The organism is Pseudomonas sp. EZ-C24 (assembly GCF_014525325.1).
Taxonomy (GTDB): domain Bacteria; phylum Pseudomonadota; class Gammaproteobacteria; order Pseudomonadales; family Pseudomonadaceae; genus Aquipseudomonas; species Aquipseudomonas shirazensis.
Window position 1 is genome coordinate 1 of the sequence record NZ_JACDIU010000019.1, and the last position, 20,239, is coordinate 20,239.

General features: G+C 63.1%; 16 protein-coding genes. 6 read left to right on the plus strand and 10 right to left on the minus strand.

Annotated features, from left to right (window positions below; all coding sequences use genetic code 11):
- Positions 1-145: 145 nt before the first annotated feature.
- The 7 genes from IDM28_RS17070 to IDM28_RS17100 all read right to left on the minus strand — a co-directional run bounded on the left by IDM28_RS17070 (position 146) and on the right by IDM28_RS17100 (position 7,976).
- Entirely contained in the window at positions 146-931 is a 786-nt protein-coding gene (locus IDM28_RS17070; RefSeq protein WP_150573786.1) for a TenA family transcriptional regulator, read from the minus strand.
- Positions 932-970: 39 nt separating this feature from the next.
- The gene (locus IDM28_RS17075) at positions 971-3,427 is read right to left on the minus strand and encodes an EAL domain-containing protein (RefSeq protein ID WP_188036536.1); all 2,457 of its coding nucleotides are present in this window, start codon (positions 3,425-3,427) and stop codon (positions 971-973) included.
- 146 nt (positions 3,428-3,573) lie between these two features.
- A complete protein-coding gene (locus IDM28_RS17080) occupies positions 3,574-5,406 on the minus strand; it encodes an ABC transporter ATP-binding protein (RefSeq protein WP_150571406.1) in 1,833 nt (610 codons plus the stop codon).
- Complete coding sequence (locus IDM28_RS17085; RefSeq protein ID WP_101321663.1) at positions 5,399-6,031, minus strand: DsbA family protein; 633 nt, start codon at positions 6,029-6,031, stop codon at positions 5,399-5,401. The genes IDM28_RS17080 and IDM28_RS17085 overlap by 8 nt, the downstream gene beginning before the upstream one ends.
- A 3-nt stretch (positions 6,032-6,034) precedes the next feature.
- On the minus strand, positions 6,035-6,967 hold the full coding sequence (locus IDM28_RS17090; RefSeq protein WP_101321664.1) for a rhodanese-related sulfurtransferase: 933 nt from the start codon (positions 6,965-6,967) through the stop codon (positions 6,035-6,037).
- 180 nt (positions 6,968-7,147) lie between these two features.
- Positions 7,148-7,444, minus strand: a complete 297-nt coding sequence (locus IDM28_RS17095) for a BolA family protein (protein WP_101321665.1) — start codon at positions 7,442-7,444, stop codon at positions 7,148-7,150.
- A 10-nt stretch (positions 7,445-7,454) separates the two neighbouring features.
- Positions 7,455-7,976 carry a DUF2059 domain-containing protein gene (locus tag IDM28_RS17100; RefSeq protein WP_101321666.1) on the minus strand — a complete coding sequence of 174 codons (522 nt, stop codon included), beginning with the start codon at positions 7,974-7,976 and terminating at the stop codon, positions 7,455-7,457.
- A 154-nt stretch (positions 7,977-8,130) separates the two neighbouring features.
- On the opposite strand from IDM28_RS17100, the gene IDM28_RS17105 reads away from it, so the two are divergent.
- Entirely contained in the window at positions 8,131-9,525 is a 1,395-nt protein-coding gene (locus IDM28_RS17105) for a class II fumarate hydratase (RefSeq protein ID WP_101321667.1), read from the plus strand.
- Between the two features lie 149 nt (positions 9,526-9,674).
- Here IDM28_RS17105 and IDM28_RS17110 read toward each other — a convergent pair whose 3' ends face one another.
- The gene (locus IDM28_RS17110; protein WP_150570905.1) at positions 9,675-10,634 is read right to left on the minus strand and encodes a DMT family transporter; all 960 of its coding nucleotides are present in this window, start codon (positions 10,632-10,634) and stop codon (positions 9,675-9,677) included.
- A gap of 161 nt (positions 10,635-10,795) precedes the next feature.
- Complete coding sequence (pap, locus tag IDM28_RS17115; protein WP_188036537.1) at positions 10,796-12,289, minus strand: polyphosphate:AMP phosphotransferase; 1,494 nt, start codon at positions 12,287-12,289, stop codon at positions 10,796-10,798.
- 123 nt (positions 12,290-12,412) lie between these two features.
- Between pap and mnmC the strand changes: the two genes are divergently transcribed.
- The 5 genes from mnmC to IDM28_RS17140 all read left to right on the plus strand — a co-directional run bounded on the left by mnmC (position 12,413) and on the right by IDM28_RS17140 (position 19,605).
- On the plus strand, positions 12,413-14,389 hold the full coding sequence (gene mnmC / locus IDM28_RS17120) for a bifunctional tRNA (5-methylaminomethyl-2-thiouridine)(34)-methyltransferase MnmD/FAD-dependent 5-carboxymethylaminomethyl-2-thiouridine(34) oxidoreductase MnmC (protein WP_188036538.1): 1,977 nt from the start codon (positions 12,413-12,415) through the stop codon (positions 14,387-14,389).
- A 141-nt stretch (positions 14,390-14,530) separates the two neighbouring features.
- Complete coding sequence (locus IDM28_RS17125; RefSeq protein WP_103438222.1) at positions 14,531-16,318, plus strand: N-acetylglutaminylglutamine amidotransferase; 1,788 nt, start codon at positions 14,531-14,533, stop codon at positions 16,316-16,318.
- Positions 16,319-16,321: 3 nt separating this feature from the next.
- Complete coding sequence (ngg, locus tag IDM28_RS17130; protein ID WP_101321672.1) at positions 16,322-18,067, plus strand: N-acetylglutaminylglutamine synthetase; 1,746 nt, start codon at positions 16,322-16,324, stop codon at positions 18,065-18,067.
- Positions 18,068-18,131: 64 nt separating this feature from the next.
- Positions 18,132-19,316, plus strand: a complete 1,185-nt coding sequence (locus IDM28_RS17135) for an osmoprotectant NAGGN system M42 family peptidase (protein WP_101321673.1) — start codon at positions 18,132-18,134, stop codon at positions 19,314-19,316.
- A 61-nt stretch (positions 19,317-19,377) separates the two neighbouring features.
- Entirely contained in the window at positions 19,378-19,605 is a 228-nt protein-coding gene (locus IDM28_RS17140; RefSeq protein WP_101321674.1) for a YheU family protein, read from the plus strand.
- A 31-nt stretch (positions 19,606-19,636) separates the two neighbouring features.
- Here the strand turns inward: IDM28_RS17140 and csrA are convergent, their stop codons facing one another.
- On the minus strand, positions 19,637-19,816 hold the full coding sequence (gene csrA, locus IDM28_RS17145; RefSeq protein ID WP_101321675.1) for a carbon storage regulator CsrA: 180 nt from the start codon (positions 19,814-19,816) through the stop codon (positions 19,637-19,639).
- Positions 19,817-20,239: the final 423 nt, after the last annotated feature.

Sequence of the window (20,239 nt, forward strand, 5' to 3'; positions counted from 1 at the left end):
CCTTTTGTCGCGAAAGGGGCGCGCAGCGGCCCCGGCATTTTGTGGTGCTGCACAGATCCTGGGGCCGCTGCGCGACCCTTTCGCGACACAAGGCCGCTCCTACAGGGGACCGCGCACGTAGGTAATGCGCGGTCCTGTACCGCGATCAACCGGCTGCCAAGCCCAGCCGCGTACGCCCAGCCTGACGTTGCTCCAGCTGCATGCAGCGCTCGAGGAACAGGTACATGCAGTCGTAGCTCTTGCATACCGCCTTGCGCAACTCGGCGCGCAGCAACGGCGTCGGGCTCTCCCCCACCAGTGTGCAGATGATCTCCAGCGCCTCCCAAGGGTGCGCATCGTCATACTGGGCATGCATCTTCAGCCACTTCATGGCGCGCTTGCGGGTCTCTTCCGGGAAGCCCTCGGCATACGCGCCATCCGCACAGACCACCGCCGACCATTCGCCGGTAGCGCCTTCAATCGCATAGTTGGTGGCCGCCATGGCAATCGCCAGCGACTCGGTCGAGCACACCCGCCAGCACCAGTCATTCAAGCCATTAAGTTCGGCTGGCACGTCCTGCGCCTGCAGATCGCCCAAGGTCACGCCGTGGGCATGGCACCAGTGCACCCAGTAATCAGCATGGTTGAGTTCGACGCGGATATTGCGCATCAGCCAGCGCCGGGCCATGTCCTCACCAGGGTGGCGGGCAAAGCGGGTCTTGGTCAGATTGTGCGCCATGTACAGGGAAAACTGCTCAACCACTGGCCAGCCACCAATCAGGTACTGGCGAATGGTCGCTTGACGCAGTTGACCATCGCGCAGGCGCTGGTAGAACTCGTGCTCGACTACCCGGCGCTTGCTCTCGCGGCAGTCTTCGATCATTTGTTGCGCCCACTGCGGGTAGCTGGCGGGATCCATCAGCGGCCCAATCCGAACGAATGCGTCACTCACTGTCAGCTCCTTGATTCCCTGTGATTTAGCCGTCCACTCTCAGCGAAACGTCCCTGGCGCGCGCTGCAGCAAAGGCCGTGCTGCAATTCGTTGGCGTTGCAGGCTATCGCAGGTAAACACCTGCGGCCGCTCGATCAGGTAGCCCTGGGCGTAGTCCACGCCGATTTCCTGCAGGGCCTGCTCGATCAACGGCGTTTCAACAAATTCGGCAATGGTGCGTTTGCCCATGACGTGGCCGATGTGGTTGATCACCTCAACCATAGCGCGATTAATCGGATCATCCAGCATGTCTTTTACAAAACTTCCGTCGATCTTCAGGTAGTCCACCGGCAAATGCTTCAAATAAGCGAATGACGACATTCCGGCGCAGAAGTCATCCAGCGAGAATTTGCAGCCCAGCCCTTTCAATTCATTGATGAAGCGAATGGCACTGCCCAGGTTGGCAATGGCACTGGTTTCGGTAATTTCGAAGCAAATCATCCGTGGCGGTATTTCAAACTCGCTGAACAGACGTTGCAAATAATCGAGAAATTTATCGTCGCCGATGCTCGAACCGGACAGGTTGATCGCAACCAGTGCCAACGGCACCGGGCGCCCCTCGTTCAGGCACTGGCGGATAACCTGGAATACGTTGCGCACTACCCAGCGATCCAGCGCGGTCATCAAGCCGTAGCGCTCGGCCGCGGGGATGAAGCTGTCGGGCAGAATGGTCCGCCCGCTTTCATCGTGCAGGCGCAGCAGGATCTCGATATGCCCCGGCCCTCCCTGATCACTGAGGGCGGCAATCTCCTGGGCGTACAAGCAGAAGCGGTTTTCCTCGAGCGCCACATGCAGACGCTGAATCCAGGCCATTTCGCCGAAGCGCATGGACAGCTCGCTGTCGTCAGCGTGGTACAACTGGACCCGATTGCGGCCCTTCTCCTTGGCCATGTAGCAGGCCATGTCGGCAGCGCGCAAGGAGGCCTCAAGGGTGCCGGGCGCTTGTGCCATGCTCACCAGGCCAATACTCACAGTGGTAATGAACGGCCGCCCCTTCCAGACAAAATGCAGGCTCTGCACCGCCTGGCGCAGTTGCTCGGCGATGCGCTCGGCCTGCTCCTGCGGACAGTTCTCGAGCAGTACCCCAAATTCGTCTCCCCCCAGCCGCGCCAGGGTGTCACCCTCGCGCAGGCCGGACTGCAGCACCGCACAGATATGGCGCAGCAGCTCGTCACCCGCGGCGTGGCCGCAGGTGTCGTTGACCAGCTTGAACTGGTCCAGATCGAGAAACATCAACGCATGCCGGCCAGGCTGACGCGCCAGGCCGTTGAGCGCCTGTTCAAGGCGGTACTCAAACTCGCGGCGGTTGGCCAGTCCGGTCAGGGCGTCATGGGTGGCCTGCCACGACAGGTTGGCGATGTACTGCCGCTCCTGGGTCATGTCATGCAGCACCAGGACGATGCCAGTGGCCTGGCCATCGCTGAGGATCGGTGAGCCCACCAGGTTGACCGAGACCGTGCTGCCATCCAGGCGCTGGATCAACCGTGCATGCTCGGCGCCGCCGCGCAGGCTGCCGGCCAGCACCTGCTCGATCAAGGTGCGCGCATCTTCGTCGCTGTGCTCGTCGAGCAGGCTGAACAGCGCCGACAACGGCAGCCCCTGAGCTGATGCAGCTTGCCAGTGGGTCAGCTGCTCGGCGGCGGCGTTCATGTAGAGGATATTGCCGTCGACGTCGGTGGTGATCACCGCATCGCCAATCGAGGCGAGGGTGATCTGCGCACGGTCCTTTTCGGCCTGCAGTGCGCTGGCAAACGCCTGGCGTTGGGACAGCAACTTGCTCGAACGGCGCCAGGCCATGGTAATGAGGAAGATCGCCGTCAGCAGGTTACTGATCAGCAACACCTTGAGCAGCACCCGTGAGCCTTCGCCCAGGGCGTCGCTGAAGGCCTTGGCGGCCGGCGTCACGCCTTCGTTGATGGTGGCGATGCGCGCCTTCCACTCATTGACCTGCTCCGGGGTGGGCTGGCCGCTGCTGAAGCTGCTGTGGATTTCAGTCGCGAGCAGGTCGAGCTGGCGCAGGTAGTCGTCGCCGATATCCCAATAGGCGATGGCCTTCTGCATGAAGCTGATGTTACGAAAGTAGCTGTAGAACCAGATGATCCGACTGACGTCTTCAGGGTGGTTGCCGCCCTGCAGGATGCCGGTGCGAGCTGCAGCATAGTCGGGTGTGGGCTGGTCCAGCGCGATGCGCAGTTCGTGATCGCCCTGGGGCACGGCGATGGCTTGGTGAAAACGCTGCAGAAAGCGCGGCTCAGGCCGCTCGGCGTACAAATTGAGGTAATAGATGGCGTCTTTCTGCGCCTTCGACCAGAGGCTCTCGCCGGCGACATAAGCGCGCACGGCCGAAAGCGTGTACAGGCTCAGGCCGGCCAGCAAGACCTGCAGGATCACCACGGCGACAAACGGCCAGATGATACCCAACAGCCTAGGCGCTTGATGAATATGAGTTCCCTTCATGGAGTCCCTGTCACGGCGGCAGATAAAGCACTAATCAAACCAGACAAGCACAGCGTAGGCGAGAAACCGCTACTAGCTACACGTTCGCATTGCAAAAAAGTGCAGGATATTCCTGCTCATGCAGCGCCGCCGGCGCCAGCCACTGCTCAGGTTTGCTGCAGATGGCCGTACAACTTGGCGTAAAGCCCACCGTCAGCAATCAATTGCTGATGATCACCGTCTTCGGCGACGTGCCCGCCATCAAATACCAGGACCCGGTCGGCCTGCTTCACCGCCGAAAGCCGGTGGGCGATGATCAGCGTGGTACGGCCACTGAGAAACCGCGCCAGGGCCTGATGCAGGTTGTATTCAGTGGCGGCATCGAGGGCCGAGGTGGCTTCGTCGAGGATCACCACCTTAGGCTCGGCGAGGACCATCCGGGCAATCGCCAGGCGCTGACGCTGGCCGCCGGACAGGCGCACACCAGAGCGGCCAACGACGCTATCAAGGCCCTGCGGCAAGGCACTGATGGTGCTGTCGAGCTGGGCGATGCGCAGCGCCTGCCAACAGGCTTCGTCACTGCATTCGCGGCCCATGGTCAGGTTGGCGCGCACGCTGTCGTTGAACAAGGCCGGATGCTGCAGCACCACCGCAACGTTTTCGCGCAGGGTCTCCAGGCCAATCTCCTGCAGGCTGGCGCCGCCGAAACGAATGGTCCCGGCCTGAGCGGTGTAAAGACCCAGCAGCAACTGAACGAGGGTGCTCTTGCCGCCGCCGCTGGCGCCGACAATCGCGACCTTTTCGCCTGGCGCAATCGACAGATCGAGGTGCTCCAGCACCGGCTCGTCAGCGTAGGAGAAACGCAAGTCGCGCACCTCGATGCCAACCGTGTCGCGCCCGGCAAACGGATCGCTGGCAGCGGCGTACTGCGGCTCGTCCTCGCGCGCCAGCAGCTCGTTGAGGCGGCTCAGCGCGCCACCGGCGGCGTAGTAGGCGTATTGCAGGTTGAGCAGCTGCTCGACCGGGCCGATCATGAACCACAGGTAGCTGAACACAGCGAGCATCTGCCCGATCGACAGGTCGGAGAACAACACGGTGAGCATCGCCGCAGCGCGGAAGATGTCGATGCCGAACTGGAACAACAAGCCGCTGGCGCGCCCGCTGGCATCGCTTTTCCACTGCGAGGCCACGGCGTAGTCACGCACTTCACGGGCGCGCAGGCCAAGCCGACCGAGGAAATAACCCTGACGGTTGCCGGCGCGGATTTCCTGAATGGCATCCAGCGTCTCGGTCAGCGCCTGGGTAAAGCGGCCAGTGCTGTCGTTCTCGAGTTTCTTCAGGTGTTTGACGCGCTTGCCCAGCTGCACGGTGAAGTAGATCACCAGCGGGTTGAACAGCAAAATCAACAACGCCAACTGCCAGTGCATCCACAGCAGGATTGCCGCAGTGCCGGTCAGGGTCAGCATCGCCACCAGGAAGCGACTGAGGGTTTCGCCGACAAACTTGTCCAGGGTGTCGAGGTCAGTGACCAAGTGAGTGGCCACGGTGCCGCTGCCCAGGCTTTCGTATTCCTTGAGCGAGATACGCTTGAGGCGCTCGATCAGGCGAATCCTCAGGCGGTAGACGATGTCTTTGGCCAGGCCGGCAAACAGCTTGGCCTGAACCACGTTGAAGGCCAGCGCGCAAACCCGCAGGCAGAAGGTCACCGCGAGCATCAAGCCGATATAGCCGGTTGCCTGCTGCCAGTGGCTAGGCAGCAGATGATTCATCCACTTGAGTGCAGCGTCGCCGTGGCCCAGCAGCACCTCATCGACCAGCAGTGGCAGCAGCAACGGAATCGGCACGCTGGACAGCACCGCCAGCATCGCCACCAGGTTGGCGCCCCACAAGGCCTTGCGGTGATGCAGTGCCAGCCGGCGGATTTCTGCCCAACTCAGCCGATCAGGGGCGCCATGAGGCTTCCCCGGAACAGGGTCGGGCGACCCCGGCAGGTCAAGCACACGCGGCCTGCTGCAGCCAGCGGCCGAGCAAAGGCTGCAAGCTGGTCAGCGGCTGATAGCCGTTGGTCAGCAAGGCCAGTTGACCGTTACGTTCGGCCAGCAGGGTCGGGAAACCGGCAATACCCAGGTCTTGCACCCAGCTGAAATCAGCGGCGGTAGCACTGCGGGTTTCGCTGCGAATCAGCGCTTCAGCGAATTGCGCGCGGTCAAAGCCGGCCTGCTCGGCCAGGTCGACCAGTTGCGGCGGGCGGGTTACGTCCAGGCCTTGCTCGTAGAAACCCGCCTGAATCAGCGCCAGCAACGACCAGGCGCGTGCGGCGTCGAGTTCGCGCGCAGCAACCAGCGCACGGCAGGCCGGCTCGGTGTCATAGACAAAACCATCGGGCAGCGCGTCGTCGAATCGAAACGGCTGACCGGTGGCTTCGGCGACCGCCTGCCAATGCTCGAGGATGTAGCGCCGAGTAGAGACATCCAGGGCGCTGCTGGCCGAGCGCAGGCCGCCCACCACCAGCCGCGTCGGCACGCCGGCATCGGCTGCCTGGGCGATGAGCGCCGCGGCCACCGGGGCGAACCCCCAGCACCAGGAGCACATCGGGTCCATCACATACAGCAGGCGTGCAGACATGCCTCAGGCCTCGGCTTTGTAGTTGAAACCAATCGGGTGTGGCTGGTTGCGCGCCTTGGCCAGTTCGATCTGTTTCTGCCGGTCGATGGCGCTGCGGCGAGTCTTCTCGCTCAGGCTGTCCCAGCAATGCGGGCAACTGACGCCTGGCGAATAATGCTCGGACGCACGCTCTTCGGCGTTGATCGGGTGGCGGCAGGCATGGCACTGGTCGTACTCGCCCTCGGTCAAGTCGTGACGCACCGTGACGCGGTTGTCGAAGACGAAGCAGTCACCATCCCACAGGCTCTCTTCCTGAGGCACCTCTTCGAAGTACTTCAGCACGCCTCCCTTGAGATGATAGACCTCCTCGAAGCCTTCACCGAGCATATAGCTGGAGGCTTTTTCACAGCGGATGCCGCCGGTGCAGAACATTGCCACCTTCTTGTGCTTGCTCGGGTCGAAGTTGGCCTTGATGTACTCGGGAAACTCGCGGAAGGTCTCGGTCTTGGGGTCGACCGCGCCCTTGAAGGTGCCGATCGCCACTTCGTAGTCGTTGCGGGTGTCGATCAACAGCACTTCAGGGTCGCTGATCAGGGCGTTCCAGTCCTTGGGCTCAACGTAGGTGCCCACCTTGTGGTTTGGGTCCACGCCAGGCACGCCAAGGGTCACGATCTCTTTTTTCAGCTTGACCTTGGTGCGGTAGAACGGCTGCTCGTCGCAGTACGACTCTTTATGATCGATGTCGACCATGCGCGGGTCGCTGCGCAACCACTGGAGCAGGCCGTCGATCCCCTCGCGGGTGCCAGAGACGGTACCGTTGATGCCTTCCAGCGCCAGCAGCAGAGTGCCTTTGACGCCGTTGTCGAGCATGGCCTTGAGCAGCGGCTCGCGCAGTTCGAGGTAGTCTTCCAGGGTGACGAATTTGTACAGCGCCGCGACGACGATAGCTTGTGACATGTAACGAGTTCTCCAGGTGGTCACCCTCGTAAGGGGCGGACCGGAATGACAGTTTGAGCGGGTGGCCTTGAAACACACATGGGAGCGGCGATGCGCTGACCCAGGCTGAAAACAGCTCGGGTCAACGCACCACCGCTCCCACGGGGATGTTGCGCAGTTTACCAGAATGCCTGGGAGGTTTCAGTGACCGCCGCCAGCACACACCGGCGATGCCGGTGCTGCGCCAACCTTGGCCCACTCCTCAGGGGTGTAGGTGTGAATGGCCAGAGCATGAATCTGCCCCATCAGATCGGCCATGGTCGCGTACACTCGCTGGTGGCGCTTGACGCTGTTGAGGCCAGCGAACTGCTCGCTGACCAGCACCGCCTTGTAGTGCGTCTCCAGCCCACGGCTGTGCATGTGGCTTTCGTCGAGCACCTCAAGGTGCACGTTGGCCAATGCCGCCAGTTGCTGTTCGATGCGTTGCTGCATGTTCATCAGCGTTGGCTCACTTCTTCGCAGGAGCGGCTTTGCCAGCGTTCGGGTCGAGCTCTTTGGTCATGTCTTCAAGCAGCTTGTTGACCACCGGTACCGCTGGCTCCAGGCTCTGCTGGGTCAGCTGGGCCGACTGCTGAGTGACCTTGGGCATTTCGCGCAGGACTTTCTTGCCCAATGGCGACTCGTAGAACTTGACCAGGTCCTGCAGCTCGCCTTCGGTGAAGGTCGCGGTGTACAGGTTGACCATCTGCGGCTTGAGCTTTTTCCAGCCAATGGCGTTGTCCAGAGCAGCGTTGGCCTTGGCCTGGTAGCTGTCGAGAACGGCTTTCTTGGAGGCTGGCGCCTTGGTCTGCTCGAAGCGCTGGGCAAACATCTGCTGCACCTGCATGTACACCGGAGTGCCCAGCTTGTCGGCATTGGCCAGGGTCAGGAACTTCTCGGCGGCTTGGTTGTGCGCAGGGGTTGCGGCAAGAACCGAACCGCTGGCGCAGGCCAGGGCGACGGCGGCACAAAGGACACGGAGACGGGTCATTGCAAATCCTTCAGGAAAGGGAGGCGAGTACCTCAGAGACGAGCATTCTGCGCCGCGCCGGGCGCTCTACTCAAGTAGCACGATGAGCGATTGAACCGCTCGGTCGAATCGGGGCCTAAACTGCGGATTCAGACGATTATGGAGTGAACGCCGCATGAGCCGTATCGAAACAGACAGCCTGGGCCCGGTCGAAGTTCCTCAGGACGCCTACTGGGGCGCGCAAACCCAGCGCTCGCTGATCAACTTCGCCATCGGCCAGGAGCGCATGCCGCTGGCCGTTTCGCACGCCTTGGCGCTGATCAAGAAGGCCGCCGCACGGGTCAACGACCGCAACGGCGACCTGCCGGCGGATATCGCCCGGCTGATCGAACAGGCCGCCGACGAAGTGCTCGATGGCCAGCTGGACGAGCAGTTCCCGTTGGTCGTGTGGCAGACCGGCAGCGGCACCCAAAGCAACATGAACGTCAATGAAGTGATCGCCGGGCGCGCCAACGAGCTGGCCGGCCAGGGCCGCGGCGGCAAGTCGCCGGTACACCCGAATGATCACGTCAACCGCTCGCAGAGCTCGAACGATTGCTTCCCCACCGCGATGAACATTGCCGCGGCGCAGGCAGTGCACGACAAGCTGCTGCCAGCGATTGCCGAGCTGTCGTCGGGGCTGGCCGAGCTGTCTGCGCGCCATCACAAACTGGTCAAGACTGGCCGCACGCACATGATGGACGCCACGCCGATCACTTTCGGCCAGGAGATCTCGGCGTTCGTCGCCCAGCTCGACTACGCCCAGCGAGCGATTCGCGCAGCGCTGCCGGCAGTGTATGAACTGGCCCAGGGCGGCACGGCTGTGGGCACCGGCCTGAACGCACCGCATGGCTTTGCCGAAGCCGTCGCCGCCGAGCTGGCGGCATTGTCCGGGCTGCCCTTCGTCACTGCGCCGAACAAGTTTGCCGCCCTGGCCGGGCATGAGCCGCTGGTCAACCTGGCCGGCGCGCTGAAATCACTCGCCGTAGCCCTGATGAAAATCGCCAACGACTTGCGCCTGTTAGGCTCCGGCCCACGTGCAGGGCTGGCCGAGGTGCGCCTGCCGGCCAACGAACCGGGCAGCTCAATCATGCCCGGCAAGGTCAACCCAACTCAGTGCGAGGCGTTGTCGATGCTCGCCTGCCAGGTGCTGGGCAACGACGTCACCATCGGCTTTGCCGCCAGCCAGGGGCATCTGCAGCTAAACGTGTACAAGCCGGTGATCATTCACAACCTGCTGCAGTCGATCAACCTGCTCGCCGACGGCTGCAGCAACTTCCAGCAGCACTGCGTGGCCGGCATCGAGCCGGATGCCGAGCAGATGGCCGAGCACCTTGAGCGTGGTTTGATGCTGGTGACTGCGCTGAACCCGCATATTGGCTATGACAAGGCGGCAGAGATTGCCAAGAAGGCTTACAGCGAAGGAACGACCTTGCGCGAAGCTGCCCTGGCGTTGCAGTACTTGACCAATGAGCAATTCGATCAGTGGGTGCGCCCGGAGAACATGTTGGCGCCTGGCGCCAAGGGCTGAGTGAGTCGGGGGCTGCAAAGCAGCCCTTCGCGGGTAAACCCGCTCCCACAGGACACTGGCCAGCAGGTCAAGCTCAGTCCTCTGTGGGAGCGGGTTTACCCGCGAAGGGGTGCGCAGCGCCCCCCATCATTATTAGCGGCCAACAATCCTCAACCAACCTGCAACCGCGCACGCCGCGCTCGCCAACTGGCCAGCAGCGACGGCCCCAACGCCACCAGCGCCGAACCCAGCACTACCGTCACCGCGCCGATATAACCCAGCGCATTGATCTGTTCGGCATGCACATACTCCGGCCACAGCCACGCAGCCAGCGCTACAGCGACAAACGTCACCAAGGGCGTCAACGCCAATGTCGCACTGACCCGCGACGCCTCCCAGTGCGCCAGCGCCTCGGCGAACGCGCCGTAAGCCACCAAGGTATTCAAACAGCAGGCCAACAGCAGCCAGCCTTGCAAGGGGCTCAACTGCAGCGCCTCGAGCGGATGCACCCAGGGCGTCAGCAGCGCCGCGCACCCCAGGTAAATCACCATCATCACCTGCTGCGAATTCCATACGGTCAGCAGCTGTTTTTGGCTAAGCGCATAAAACACCCAGATGCTGGTCGCCAGCAAAATGGTCAAGACACCCGTGGTGTAGGTGCCCAACGACCCCAGCAGCTCGGCCAGGCGCTGATTGAAAAACAGCCCAAAGCCCATTAGCAGCACGACCAGACCCATGCCCTGGCCCCAACTGAAGCGCTCCCTGAATACGAATACGCTGGCCACCAACAACAGCACCGGGCCGATCTGCACCACCAGCTGGGCAGTGCCGGGGCTGAGCAGCTTGAGCCCGATCAGGTACAGCACGTAGTTGCCGAGCAGGCCGAAGATGGCCAGCGCCACCAGGCCGGTACGCTTGCGGCCCAGGCCGGCAAATGGCGGCAGGCGGCGCTTGGCCGACAGCCAGATGAACAACAGCCCACCGGATACCAGCAGGCGATACCAGGTCACCGTGACCGGATCCATCACCTGCAGGACCTGCTTCAACTTGATCGGCAGGATGCCCCAGAGCAGCGCGGTCAACAGTGCCAATAGCAGGCCATGGACCCAGCGTCCGGAAGTGGTGTGCATAACGTCCTCGATCAAAGCCCGTGGTGGGGGTGATTGCAGTCTAAGGGCTTGGCAGGCGTGACAGGTCTAAAATGACTGGAAAAAAATGCATCAGGTCATTCCCTGGCGGCATGCCTACCTGCTGCGCGCTGGGCGCGACGCCGCAGGCAGGCCGTTTGCGGTTACTTCTTGTGCTTGGCGAACGATGCTTCCAACGCCTCGTTGATGGTGCGCAGGACCTTGACCCGCGCCCAGCGCTTGTCATTGGCCTCGACCAGCGTCCAGGGTGCAATCTCGGTGCTGGTGCGGTCGACCATATCGCTGACAGCTTCGGTATAGACGTCCCATTTTTCGCGGTTTCGCCAGTCATCTTCGGTGATCTTGTAGCGTTTGAAGGGTATTTGCTCGCGCTCTTCAAAGCGCTCCAATTGGGTCTGCTGATCGATCGCCAACCAGAACTTGACCACTACCACGCCGGCGTTGCTCAGTTGCTCTTCGAAGTCATTGATTTCACCGTAGGCGCGCATCCAGTCGGCAGGCGTGCAAAAACCCTCCACCCGCTCCACCAGCACCCGGCCATACCACGAACGGTCGAAGATGGTGAACTTGCCGCGCGCCGGCACATGCCGCCAGAACCGCCACAGATAAGGCTGGGCGCGCTCGTCTTCAGTAGGTGCGGCAATCGGCACGATGCGGTACTGCCGTGGGTCGAGCGCAGCGGCCACACGGCGGATCGCGCCGCCCTTGCCGGCCGCATCGTTGCCTTCGAACACCGCGACCAGAGCATGCTTGCGCATGTGTTTGTGACGCAGCAAACCGGCCAGGCGCGCTTGTTCGCTGACCAGTTGCTGCTCGTAGTCCTTCTTGTCCAGGCGCTGGCTCAAATCCAGCGCGTTGATCAGGTTGAGGTCGTCGATGCTGCGGCCCAGCGGGGCGACGTTGCCCTTGTGCTTGGCCTTGGGGTCCACCGCCAGCGCGGCCTGCATGCTCTCCAGCAGAATCTGGCCGACGGCCAGGCTGCGGTAATGCGGGTCGGCGCCTTCGATCACGTGCCAGGGCGCATAGTCGCGGCTGGTGCGGCGCAGCACGCGCTCGCCGAAGCGCACGAAGCGGTCGTAGGTCTGCGACTGTTGCCAGTCCAACGGGCTGATCCGCCAGCTGTGCAGCGGGTCGTCGCGCAGGGTCTTGAGGCGCACCTTCATCTGCTTCTTGGACAAGTGAAACCAGAACTTGATGATCAACGCGCCTTCATCGCAGAGCATCTGTTCCAGCCGCTCGGCGCCGGCAATCGCTTGATCGAGCACGGCGTCCTTGAATTGACCATGCACCCGGCCTTGCAGCATCTGGCTGTACCAGTTGCCGAAAAATACGCCCATCCGGCCCTTCGGTGGCAGCGCCCGCCAATAGCGCCAGGCGGGCGGCCGGGCCAGTTCTTCGTCGGTCTGCTGGTCGAAGGTCAGCACGTCGATCAGGCGCGGGTCCATCCATTCGTTGAGCAACTTGACCGTCTCACCCTTGCCGGCGCCTTCGATGCCATTGATGAGGATGATCACCGGTAGGCGAGACTGCTGCTTGAGCTCGTACTGAGCGTCGAGCAGCGCCTCGCGCAGCGCCGGCACTGCAGCATCAAAGGTGTCCTTGTCGATGTGGTGACCGATTTGCGCAGATTCGAACATGCTGGCGTGGCTCCTTCATTGGAATGACAAGACTAGCGGATCGGCAGCGATTTATGCGCTTGCGTGCAGCCTAAGACCTGCGCAATGGCTTAAAATCCCGCTTCCGCTGCCGCCGAGCCGACCATGCCAGACCCTACCCTCCCCCAGCACGCCCAGATTGACTGGGACGATCAGGGCCGCCCGCACTCGCGGCAATACGACGACGTGTACTTCTCCACCACTGAAGGCAGCCTCGAAACCCAATACGTGTTCATCGAAGGCAACCGCCTGCGCCAGCGCTTTGCCGAGCTGCCAGCCGATGGCTGCCTGGTGATCGGCGAGACCGGGTTTGGCACCGGGATGAACTTCTACTGCGCCTGGCAGCTGTTTGCCGAGCAGGCCACGGGCGGCGCTCGCCTGCATTTCGTCAGCGTCGAAAAGTACCCGTTGAGCCTTGCCGACCTGAGCCGCGCCGTTAAGCTGTGGCCGGAGCTGGCGGCTTACTGGCAGCCGCTGCTGGACCAGTACGTGGCCGTGCATCCGGGCTTTCAGCAGTTCAGTTTCGACGGCGGCCGGGTGACCCTGACCTTGCTGATCGGTGATGTACTCGAGCAACTGCCGCTGCTCGATGCGCGCATCGACGCATGGTTCCTCGACGGTTTCGCTCCCGCGAAAAACCCTGACATGTGGACCCCCGAGCTGTTCGCGCAACTGGCGCGGCTGTCGCATGCAGGCACCAGCATCGGCACCTTCACCACCACCGGCTGGGTCCGCCGGAGCCTGATCGAGGCTGGCTTCAGCATGAAAAAGGTGCCTGGGCTGGGCACCAAGTGGGAGGTGATGCACGGCCACTACAGCGGCCAGCCGGCGGTGACCGCCACGGCACCGTGGTACGCCCGCCCAATAGCCACCAGCGGCCCGCGCCAGGCGCTGGTGATCGGCGCCGGGCTGGCTGGCAGCGCCAGCGCCGCCAGCCTGGCCGCGCGGGGTTGGCAGGTCACGGTGCTGGAGCGCCATGCTGCGCCTGCACAGGAAGCCTCGGGCAACCCGCAAGGCGTGCTGTATTTGAAGCTGTCTGCCCATGGCACAGCGCTTTCGCAGATGATCGTCGCCGGCTTCGGCTACACCCGCCGTTATCTCGAGCGCATGCAGCGCGGACGCGACTGGGATGCTTGCGGCGTGCTGCAACTGGCCTTCGATGACAAGGAAGCCGCGCGTCAGGCCAAGCTCGCTGGCGCCTTCGACAGCAGCCTGCTGCGCCCGCTGAGCCAGCTCGAGGCCGAGCAGGTGGCAGGGGTCAGCCTGGCCAGTGGCGGCCTGTTTTATCCACAGGGTGGCTGGGTCCACCCGCCGGCGCTGTGCGCTGCGCAATTGCAGCACCCGCGCATTGAAGTAAAGGTGCATCAGGAAGTGCTCGAGCTGCGCCAGGTCGATGGTCTCTGGCAAGCCTGGACGGGCGCGCGTCTGCTGGCCACTGCGCCGGTGGTGGTGCTGGCCGGCGCGGCCGACGTGCGCGCTTTTGCGCCGTGTGCCGAGCTGCCGCTCAAACGCATCCGTGGGCAGATCACCCGCTTGCCGGCCACTGCCGAGAGCCGTGCATTGAACACGGTGGTCTGTGCTGAAGGCTATGTGGCGCCGGTGCGTGAAGACGAACACACGCTTGGCGCCAGCTTTGACTTCCACAGCGACGACCTGACCCCGACCGTGGCCGAGCACCAAGGCAACCTCGAGCTGCTTGAAGAAATCTCTACCGACCTCGGTCAACGTCTGCAGCTGGCCTCACTGGACCCGGCACTGCTGCAAGGGCGCGCGGCGTTTCGCTGCACCAGCCCGGACTATCTGCCGATCGTCGGGCCGATTGCTGACGCTCAAGGCTTCAACGAGGCCTATGCCATGTTGCGCAAGGATGCTCGGCAATTGCCTGCAGTCGATTGCCCGTGGCTGGATGGCCTGTATGTAAACACCGGGCATGGCTCGCGAGGCCTGATCACCGCCCCGCTCAGCGGTGAGTTGCTGGCGGCCTGGATCTGTGGCGAACCCTTGCCGGTGCCGCGGTCGGTAGCTGAAGCGTGCCACCCGAATCGCTTTGCATTACGCGCCCTGATTCGCGGCAAGGCCTGAGCAACGGGCTGCTTGCAGCCCACCGACCATTCATCCCTTATAACCGATTGATATAAAACTCTCAGAAACCGCTCCGGTCACTACCTAAGTGCCCGTCATCCGGCGAGGCACCTTCCCCAACGGCAAAACCGGTAAGGACTTATGTGCGGATTAGCTGGAGAGTTACGTTTTACCCCGATCAATCAGGCCCCGCGCCCCGCGGATCTGGCTGCGGTTGAGCGCATCACCCACCATCTGGCCCCACGCGGCCCGGATGCCTGGGGCTTCCATAGCCAAGGGCCGATTGCCCTCGGCCATCGGCGCTTGAAGATCATGGACTTGTCCGACGGCTCGGCGCAGCCGATGGTCGACAACAACCTCGGCCTGTCGCTGGCGTTCAACGGCGCCATCTACAACTTCCCGGAACTGCGCCAGGAGCTGCTCGACCTGGGTTATACGTTCTGGTCCGACGGCGACACCGAAGTGCTGCTCAAGGGCTATCACGCCTGGGGCGCCGCGCTGCTGCCCAAGCTCAACGGCATGTTCGCGCTGGCCATTTGGGAGCGCGACACCCAGCGCCTGTTCCTGGCCCGTGACCGCCTTGGCGTGAAGCCGCTGTACCTGTCGCGCAACGGTGAGCGCCTGCGCTTTGCCTCGACCCTGCCGGCACTGCTCAAGGGCGGCGATATCGACCCGGTGATCGACCCGGTCGCGCTCAATCACTACCTCAACTTCCACGCTGTGGTGCCGGCGCCGCGCACCTTGCTGGCCAATGTGCAAAAGCTCGAACCTGGCACCTGGATGCGTGTCGACCGCCACGGCGAAGTCGAACGTCAGACCTGGTGGCAGCTCAAGTACGGGCCGAATGCCGACGAGCAGAAGCTCGACCTGGAGGATTGGACCACCCGCGTCCTCGATGCCACCCGCGATGCTGTGGCGATTCGCCAACGCGCTGCGGTGGATGTCGGTGTACTGCTGTCAGGTGGTGTCGATTCGAGCCTGTTGGTCGGTCTGCTGCGCGACGTTGGCGTGGACGACCTGTCGACCTTCTCGATCGGCTTCCAGGATGCTGGCGGCGAGCGCGGCGACGAGTTCGAATTTTCCGACCTGATCGCCCGTCACTACGGCACTCGTCACCACCAGCTGCGCATCGATGAACACGAAATCATCGACCAGTTGCCGGCGGCGTTCCGCGCCATGAGCGAGCCGATGGTCAGCCACGACTGCATCGCTTTCTATCTGCTATCGCGTGAAGTCGCCAAGCACTGCAAGGGCGTACAGAGCGGCCAGGGTGCCGATGAGCTGTTTGCCGGTTACCACTGGTATCCGCAGGTCGATGGCGCAGCGGACCCGTACTCGGCCTACCGCGATGCGTTCTTTGACCGTAGCCATGCCGAATACCGCGAGACAGTGCAGGCACCGTGGCTGCTGGACAACGACGCAGCCGGTGATTTTGTTCGTGAGCATTTCGCCCGCCCTGGCGCGGCCGATGCGGTAGACAAAGCGTTGCGTCTGGACAGCACGGTGATGCTGGTCGATGACCCGGTCAAACGCGTCGACAACATGACCATGGCCTGGGGCCTGGAGGCGCGCACGCCGTTCCTCGATTATCGCCTGGCGGAACTCTCGGCGCGGATCCCGGCACGCTTCAAGCTGCCCGATGGCGGCAAGCAGGTGCTCAAATCGGCCGCACGTCGGGTCATCCCGCATGAGGTGATCGACCGCAAGAAGGGTTACTTCCCGGTCCCTGGCCTCAAGCACCTGGAAGGCGCCACCCTGGGTTGGGTGCGCGATCTGCTGACCGACCCAAGCCAGGACCGTGGCCTGTTCAACCCGGCCATGATCGACAAGCTGCTGAGCAATCCGCATGGCCAGTTGACCCCACTGCGCGGCTCCAAGCTGTGGCAGTTGGCGGCGCTGAACCTGTGGCTCAGTGAACAAGGAATCTGATTGATGAAAGCCCACGAAACAGCCTACGGCCAGCGCTTGCTGCGCGGCCAGGCCCCCTCCTACGCGCGGCTGCAGGCGCGCCTGGCCGAAGACGGCAGCGAGCCGCACGACCAGCCGCGAGCAGTCCACTGCGGCTGGGGCCGGCTGCTGATCGGCCATACCTACCCGGACCCCAGCTGCCTGGCACAGGCGCTGCTGGAAGAAGCCGCCGGTGAACGCGACATTGCCCTCTACGTGGCGGCGCCGCATCAGGTACTGGCGCACGCTCCGCAACAGCTGTTTCTCGACCCCTCGGACACCCTGCGCCTGTGGTTCAGCGACTACCGCCCGGCGCAGCGGGTGTTCCGTGGTTTTCGTATTCGCCGGGCACAGAGCGAAAGCGACTGGCAGGCGATCAATGCGCTGTACCAGGCGCGCGGCATGCTCCCGGTCAACGCCGAGCTGCTCACCCCGCGCCATCAAGGCGGGCCGGTGTACTGGCTGGCCGAGGATGAAGACACCCATGCTGTGATCGGCAGCGTGATGGGCCTCAATCACAGCAAGTCGTTCGATGACCCCGAGCATGGCAGCAGCCTCTGGTGCCTGGCCGTCGACCCGCGCTGCAGCCGGCCTGGGGTTGGCGAGGTGCTGGTACGGCATTTGATCGAGCACTTCATGAGCCGCGAGCTGGCCTATCTGGATTTGTCGGTGATGCATGACAACCGCCAGGCCAAGCGCCTCTACGAAAAGCTCGGCTTTCGCAACTTGCCGACCTTTGCCGTCAAGCGCAAGAACGGCATCAACCAGACCTTGTTCCTCGGGCCTGGGCCTGAGGCCGAGCTCAACCCGTACGCGCGCATCATTGTTGACGAAGCCCACCGCCGCGGCATCGAAGTGCAGGTCGACGACGCCAAGGCCGGCTTGTTCACCCTCAGCCTGGGCGGGCGCCGGGTACGCTGCCGCGAGTCGCTCAGCGACCTCACCAGCGCCGTCAGCATGACCCTCTGCCAGGACAAGCGCCTGACCCAGCACGCGCTGGAAAAGGCCGGGCTGAAGGTGCCGGTGCAACAGCTGGCGGGCAATGCCGACGACAACCTGGCGTTTCTGGAAGAGCACGGCGCGGTAGTGGTCAAGCCGGTCGATGGCGAGCAAGGCCAGGGGGTGGCGGTCAATCTGACCACGCTTGAGGAGGTTTCCCAGGCCGTCGCACACGCCCAGCGTTTTGATAGCCGGGTACTGCTCGAGAGCTTCCATCCGGGGTATGACCTGCGCATCGTGGTCATCGGCCACGAAGTGGTGGCCGCAGCCATTCGCCACCCGGCACAGGTTATCGGTGACGGCACGCACAGCGTCAAGGCGCTGATCGAAGCCCAGAGCCGCCGCCGCGAGGCTGCCACGGCCGGCGAAAGCCGCATCCCGATGGATGAAGAAACCGAGCGCACCGTGCGTGCGGCAGGTCATGAGTACGGCGATATTCTGCCGGCAGGTGAGCGCCTGGCGGTACGCCGTGCGGCTAATCTGCACACCGGCGGCATTCTCGAAGATGTCACCGAACGTTTGCATCCGGCCCTGGCCGATGCCGCCGTGCGCGCGGCGCGGGCGCTGGATATTCCCGTGGTCGGCCTGGACTTTATGGTGGGCGATGCCAGCCAGCCCGACTACGTGATCATCGAAGCCAACGAGCGCGTTGGCCTGGCCAACCATGAACCGCAACCCACGGCCGAGCGCTTTGTCGATCTGCTGTTTCCGCACAGCCGGGCGCCAGCCTGAATCACCCAGGGGGCCTGCGCGGTAACCACGTCAGGCCACCCTGCCCCACCGCCGAGGAGTGACTATGTCTGTAACCCACCCCGAACCGGATCTGGACTACCTGAAACGTGTCCTGCTGGAAATGCTCGCCATCCCCAGCCCGACCGGCTTTACCGATACCATCGTGCGCTATGTCGCCGAACGTCTGGATGAGCTGGGCATTCCTTTCGAGCTGACCCGCCGCGGGACTATCCGCGCCACCCTCAAAGGTCGGCAAAGTTCGCCTGACCGCGCTGTATCAGCCCACCTCGACACCATCGGCGCCAGCGTGCGCCAGTTGCAGGACAACGGCCGCCTGGCCCTGGCGCCGGTCGGCTGCTGGTCGAGCCGGTTTGCCGAGGGCAGCCGGGTCAGCGTCTTTACCGACACCGGTGTGTTCCGCGGCAGCGTGTTGCCGCTGATGGCCAGCGGGCATGCATTCAACACCGCCATCGACCAGATGCCGATCAGCTGGGACCACGTTGAAGTGCGCCTGGACGCCTACTGCGCGACCCGCGCCGACTGCGAGGCGTTGGGGATCTCGATTGGTGACTTCGTCGCCTTCGATCCCCTGCCCGAGTTCACCGAAAGCGGCCATATCAGCGCCCGCCATCTGGACGACAAGGCCGGTGTGGCAGCGCTGCTTGCTGCGCTCAAGGCGGTGGTGGAAAGCGGCCAGCAGCCGCTGATCGACTGCCACCCGCTGTTCACCATCACCGAAGAGACTGGCTCTGGTGCTGCAGGTGCATTGCCGTGGGACGTCAGTGAATTTGTCGGCATCGACATTGCGCCGGTGGCACCTGGGCAGGCCTCCAGCGAGCATGCGGTGAGCGTGGCGATGCAGGATTCGTCGGGGCCGTACGATTACCACCTGTCGAGGCACCTGCTCAAGCTTGCCAACGACCAGCAACTGCCGGTACGCCGCGATCTGTTCCGCTACTACTTCAGCGATGCGCACTCGGCGGTTACGGCGGGCCATGACATCCGCACGGCGCTGGTGGCGTTTGGTTGCGATGCCACCCACGGGTATGAGCGGACCCATATCGACAGCCTGGCAACCCTCAGCCGGCTGCTCTCGGGTTACCTGCTCAGCCCACCGGTGTTTGCCAGCGATTCGAACCCGACCAATGCTTCGCTGGAGCGCTTCAGTCACCAGATAGAGCATGACGCGCAGATGGAGAGCGATACCCGTGTGCCGCCGGTCGACAGCCTTTTGGGTAACAAGCTGTGACGCCTGTGGTGCGCGAATCGCGTAGCATGGCGGGATTGTCGATCAATCTACGAAGTTGCCCATGCTGATCCCTTACGACCAACTCGAAGCTGAAACCCTGACCCGCCTGATCGAGGACTTCGTGACTCGCGAAGGCACCGATAACGGCGATGACACGCCGCTGGAAACCCGTGTGCTGCGGGTGCGCCAGGCGTTGGCCAAGGGTCAGGCGTTTATCCTGTTTGATCTGGAAAGCCAGCAGTGCCAGCTGCTGGCCAAGCATGATGTGCCCAAGGAGCTGTTCGAGTAATGCTGTGGGGGCTGCGAGCCGGTCCCCCTTTTTACTGCTCCCGCACTTCGCGGGCTTTGATTCGCTTGTAGATTTCACAGCGGTGTACGGGTAGGTCGCGTGGGGCGTCGATGCCCAGGCGGACGATGCCGTGGTCGATCGCTACTACCACGATCTGGATGTCATCGTTGATGGCGATGACCTGGCCAACTTCGCGAGTCAGTACCAGCATGCTTTGATCCTCCTCGTTCCAGGGAAGATTGGAGACTGCACCGGGTACATTCGCCTACACAACGTTGCTTCTGCTAAATAGATCGGTCCTACGCTTGAGGGTAAAAATCCCTACAAGTTTGGGGTGGTTGGGGGGCGGGTGTTTCAGGGTTATTGTGGGCTTATCCGGTTTATCGATGGGTGGGACTGGCCCCTTTCGCCCTTACGGCGAGTTACTTTTTGGCAAACGCCCCAAAAAGTAACCAAAAAGGCCTGGCTCCCACATACGGCCCCTGCGCTGCGCTGCGGGGTTCCCTCACTCCGGCATTGCTCCCAGGAGGACCTGCGTTCGGCCTTCTGAGGTCGCGGGTAGATCAAGAGCACGCCTCGCTGCGCTGGCGCAGATCTAAAGCGACAGACAAAAGCTGGGGCCGCTTTGCGGCCC

Coding starts and splice junctions, on each gene's coding strand:
- IDM28_RS17075 (WP_188036536.1), bottom strand. CDS start 3,427: ATGAAGGGAACTCATATTCATCAAGCGCCTAGGCTGTTGGGTATCATC.
- IDM28_RS17085 (WP_101321663.1), bottom strand. CDS start 6,031: ATGTCTGCACGCCTGCTGTATGTGATGGACCCGATGTGCTCCTGGTGC.
- IDM28_RS17090 (WP_101321664.1), bottom strand. CDS start 6,967: ATGTCACAAGCTATCGTCGTCGCGGCGCTGTACAAATTCGTCACCCTG.
- IDM28_RS17095 (WP_101321665.1), bottom strand. CDS start 7,444: ATGAACATGCAGCAACGCATCGAACAGCAACTGGCGGCATTGGCCAAC.
- IDM28_RS17100 (WP_101321666.1), bottom strand. CDS start 7,976: ATGACCCGTCTCCGTGTCCTTTGTGCCGCCGTCGCCCTGGCCTGCGCC.
- IDM28_RS17105 (WP_101321667.1), top strand. CDS start 8,131: ATGAGCCGTATCGAAACAGACAGCCTGGGCCCGGTCGAAGTTCCTCAG.
- IDM28_RS17110 (WP_150570905.1), bottom strand. CDS start 10,634: ATGCACACCACTTCCGGACGCTGGGTCCATGGCCTGCTATTGGCACTG.
- pap (WP_188036537.1), bottom strand. CDS start 12,289: ATGTTCGAATCTGCGCAAATCGGTCACCACATCGACAAGGACACCTTT.
- mnmC (WP_188036538.1), top strand. CDS start 12,413: ATGCCAGACCCTACCCTCCCCCAGCACGCCCAGATTGACTGGGACGAT.
- IDM28_RS17125 (WP_103438222.1), top strand. CDS start 14,531: ATGTGCGGATTAGCTGGAGAGTTACGTTTTACCCCGATCAATCAGGCC.
- ngg (WP_101321672.1), top strand. CDS start 16,322: ATGAAAGCCCACGAAACAGCCTACGGCCAGCGCTTGCTGCGCGGCCAG.
- IDM28_RS17135 (WP_101321673.1), top strand. CDS start 18,132: ATGTCTGTAACCCACCCCGAACCGGATCTGGACTACCTGAAACGTGTC.
- IDM28_RS17140 (WP_101321674.1), top strand. CDS start 19,378: ATGCTGATCCCTTACGACCAACTCGAAGCTGAAACCCTGACCCGCCTG.
- csrA (WP_101321675.1), bottom strand. CDS start 19,816: ATGCTGGTACTGACTCGCGAAGTTGGCCAGGTCATCGCCATCAACGAT.